Below are 3,856 nucleotides of genomic sequence, written 5' to 3'. Positions count from 1 at the left end.
GGTCCCGGGGTCCGGACCCGTTCAGCCGGGCAGCGGTGTGAGCAGCATGCGCCCGGCGAAGCCCACGGCCGCGTCGAGCCGGGCGGCGTACTCCTCGGCGACGTCCGGCAGGGCGCGCAGCTCCCACAGCGCGCGGGCCGCCGTCCACGCGGCGTCCCGGGCGCGGTCCAGGTTCCACGAACCGGCCAGGTGGGTGAGGGGGTCGGCGAGCCGGAGGAGGTCGGGGCCGGGCGTCAGGTCCTCGCGGACGCGCTCCTCCAGCGCGGCCAGCAGATCGCCCACCCGCTCGAACTCGTCCTCCAGCCGCGCGGGTCCGCAGCCGAGCGCACGGCAGGTGTCCACGACGGCGAGCGCCAGGTCATGACCGGTGTGCGCATGGATGCCCGCCAGCGCGAACTGCAGCGGACGTACGCCGGGATGGTGGCGGAACTGGAACAGCGGACGCCAGCAGGCCGGCGGGCGGCGCCCCTCGAGGACCGCGTCGACGGCGGCCAGATAGCGCTCGGCGAACACCGCGTTCAGGGTGCCCGCCGCCCGCGTGTCCCCGAGCGGACCCGCGTCGGCGCGCGGGCCGGCCTCCGCCGTCACCGTGAGGTAGACCCGGTTGAAGACCGCGATCCCGTCCCGGCGGGGCAGGGCGGAGTCCAGGGCACGCATGCGGGAGACGACCGTGCCTACGGGGGTGTGGACCTGCTCGCGTCGCGCCATGGGCGCAGGGTCGCACCTCTGGCGTGGCGCCCGGGGCGGTGGGCCCCGAGCTTCCCCGGAACGGGGTAACGCGCCCGCCGTGGGGGAGGGGGACCGTACGTGTCGGGCCGGTGTGCCCGGCGCCTGGGTGCCCGGCTCTCCCGAGCCCCGCGCGGTCGCCGCGGCCGGTGCCGCGCGAGGCCGGGATCGACGCCCGCGGGCGGGCCGGCCGCCGGGGGAGCCGGACGGCCGGGGACCGGGCACCTCCGCCCCGTCGTACGCCTACGACGTGGCGCGCCGACCGCCCTCGCCGCCGTCGCCCTTCCCGCCGCTCCCACCGGCGTCGGCGTCCTCGCCGCCCGTGTCGTAGGACGAGGTGCCCTCGTCGAGCAGCGGCTCCTGCGTCTTGAGGTGGGCGGGCGCGAAGGCGCGCAGCGCGTGGTACCCCGTGATGACGACGAGCGTGCCGAGCGCGATGCCGCTGAGCGAGAAGGTGTCGGTGAACTCCATCGTGACGTTGCCGACGCCGATGATGATGCCCGCGGCGGCCGGCACCAGGTTCAGCGGATTGCGCAGGTCCACCTTGGCGTTGATCCAGATCTGGGCGCCGAGCAGGCCGATCATGCCGTACAGGATGACGGTGATGCCGCCGAGCACGCCCCCGGGAACGGCCGCCACGACCGCGCCGAACTTCGGGCAGAGGCCGAACAGCAGGGCGAAGCCCGCGGCGGCCCAGTACGCGGCGGTCGAGTAGACGCGGGTCGCCGCCATCACGCCGATGTTCTCGGAGTACGTGGTGTTGGGCGGGCCGCCGACCGCGGTGGACAGCATGGAGCCGACGCCGTCGGCGGAGATGGCCGTGCCCAGCTTGTCGTCGAGGTTGTCGCCGGTCATCTCGCCGACCGCCTTGACGTGCCCGGCGTTCTCGGCGATCAGTGCGATGACGACCGGCAGGGCGACCAGGATCGCCGACCACTCGAACGACGGGCCGTGCAGGGTCGGCAGCCCGATCCAGTCGGCCTGGCCGACGCCCGACAGGTCCAGACGCCAGTGGTCGGTCACCTCACCGCTCGCGTCCGCGGAGTGGATCCGCCCGAAGACCCGGTCGAGGCCCCAGGACAGGACGTATCCGAAGACCAGCCCGAGGAAGATCGCGATGCGGGACCAGAAACCGCGCAGGCACACCACCGCCAGGCCGGTGAACAGCATCACGAACAGGGCGGTCCACTGGTCCTGCGGCCAGTAGGTGGCGGCCGTGACCGGCGCCAGGTTGAAGCCGATCAGCATCACCACCGCACCGGTGACGATCGGCGGCATCGCGGCATGGATGATCCGCGCCCCGAAGTGCCGTACCGCGAGCCCCACCAGGAACAGCGCGGCCCCGACCACGAACACCGCGCCGGTGACGGTGGCGCTGGACCCGCCCTGGGCCCGGATGACCGCGGCGACGCCGACGAAGGAGAGGGAGCAGCCCAGGTAGCTGGGCACCCGGCCGCGCGTGGCCAGCAGGAAGACGATGGTCGCGACACCCGACATCATGATCGCGAGGTTGGGGTCCAGCCCCATGAGGACCGGCGCGACGAACGACGCCCCGAACATCGCGACGACGTGCTGGGCCCCCAGTCCCGCGGTGCGGGGCCACGAGAGCCGTTCGTCGGGACGGACCACCGCACCGGGGGCCGGTGTGCGTCCGTCGCCGTGCAGTGTCCAGCGGACGCCGAGATCCATGGGCTGTCGCTTTCGTCGTTCGTGCAGCGTGTCCGGACCATTGTGCGGGCTGATCAGGTGTGCTCCGTCCGCACGGACGGGCGGAGCCGGATCCGCCCCGCCCGGGACCGCGGGGCGCACCCGCGCCCGGGCGCATCCGCGGTCCCGGGGAGGGGATTCCGCGGGACGGCCCGCGGGAGACTCTCAGGCCCGCGGGCCGGGAACGGCCGCGTCCGGCCGGACGCTCTTCACCCGGTCCCCGCCGCGCAGCACGCCCGCGAAGCCGACCAGACCGCACGACAACACCGTGACCAGGGCGAACGACACCATCAGGCTGGTCGCCTGGGCCAGCAGCCCGATCGCGCTCGGAGCGATCAGCCCCGAGGTGTACGTGATGGTCGCCACGCCCGCGATGGCGAGGCTCGGGTTGCTGCCGCTGCGGCCGGCCGCGGCGAAGCACAGCGGCACCACCACCGCGATGCCGAGGCCCGTCAGCGCGAAGCCGGCCATCGCCGCCGCGGGGTGCTGCGCGAGGACGATCAGCAGCCCGCCGCCGACGGCGACGACACCGCTCGCGCGGACCGTGCGCACCGCGCCGTAGCGGTCCACCACCCGGTCCCCGGCGATCCGGGCGACCGCCATGGTGAGCGTGAACCCGGTGGTGCAGGCCGCCGCGAGACCGGCCGAGGCGTCCAGCCGGTCCCGCAGGTAGACCGCCGACCAGTCGAGGCTCGCGCCCTCCGCGAAGACGGCGCAGAAGCCGATCGCGCCGATCAGCAGCGCGGAGCGGGGCGGCAGCGCGAACCTCGGCGGCGGCTCCTCGTCCACGGCGGACCGCAGGTCGAGGACACGGCCGGCCGCGGCGACGCCCACCGCGGTCAGCACACCGGCCGCGAGCGCGTGGTGCAGCCGGGCGTCCGTGCCGAGGTGCGCGGCGAGCGTGCCGGCCGCCGAACCGATCAGGGCGCCGACGCTCCACAGGCCGTGCAGCCCGGACATGATCGACCGGTCGAGCCGGTTCTCCACCTCCACGCCCAGGGCGTTCATCGCCACGTCGGACATGCCGGCCGTGGCGCCGTAGACGAACAGGGCCAGGCAGAGGGTGAGCAGGTTCGGGGCGACGGACGGCAGGACCAGCGCGAGCGTCCACAGCGCGATCAGCCCGCGCAGTGCGGTCCGGGCGCCGAAGCGGTGGCTGATCCGCCCCGCCAGCGGCATCGCGACGGACGCGCCGAGCGCGGGGAAGGCGAGCGCGAGCCCCAGCTGCCCCGGGCTCACGCCGGCATGGTCCTGGATCCACGGCACGCGGGTGGCGAACGAGCCGGTGACGGCGCCGTGCACGGCGAACACCGTCCCCACGGCGTACCGCGCCCGCCGCACCTCGCGCTGCCCGTACACCTCTGCACTCATGGTCCCGCCCCTCCCGGTCGCCCCGGGGCGTTCCCGGGGCGACCGGGAGGGG

3 protein-coding genes are annotated in these 3,856 nt (G+C 74.9%); all 3 read right to left on the bottom strand.

The annotated features are described in order from the left end of the window. Positions 1-21 precede the first annotated feature (21 nt). Entirely contained in the window at positions 22-708 is a 687-nt protein-coding gene (locus AOK18_RS17510; protein ID WP_055574318.1) for a DUF5995 family protein, read from the bottom strand. A gap of 261 nt (positions 709-969) precedes the next feature. Next, the gene (locus tag AOK18_RS17505; RefSeq protein WP_055694989.1) at positions 970-2,415 is read right to left on the bottom strand and encodes a uracil-xanthine permease family protein; all 1,446 of its coding nucleotides are present in this window, start codon (positions 2,413-2,415) and stop codon (positions 970-972) included. Between the two features lie 183 nt (positions 2,416-2,598). After that, on the bottom strand, positions 2,599-3,804 hold the full coding sequence (locus AOK18_RS17500; RefSeq protein WP_055694988.1) for an MFS transporter: 1,206 nt from the start codon (positions 3,802-3,804) through the stop codon (positions 2,599-2,601). Positions 3,805-3,856 lie beyond the last annotated feature (52 nt).

The organism is Streptomyces prasinopilosus, from assembly GCF_001419695.1.
Lineage (GTDB): Bacteria > Actinomycetota > Actinomycetes > Streptomycetales > Streptomycetaceae > Streptomyces > Streptomyces prasinopilosus.
The sequence above is the reverse complement of the archived record's forward strand: the minus strand, read 5'-3'. Positions and strand labels throughout refer to the sequence as shown.

Coding starts and splice junctions, on each gene's coding strand:
- AOK18_RS17510 (WP_055574318.1), bottom strand. CDS start 708: ATGGCGCGACGCGAGCAGGTCCACACCCCCGTAGGCACGGTCGTCTCC.
- AOK18_RS17505 (WP_055694989.1), bottom strand. CDS start 2,415: ATGGATCTCGGCGTCCGCTGGACACTGCACGGCGACGGACGCACACCG.
- AOK18_RS17500 (WP_055694988.1), bottom strand. CDS start 3,804: ATGAGTGCAGAGGTGTACGGGCAGCGCGAGGTGCGGCGGGCGCGGTAC.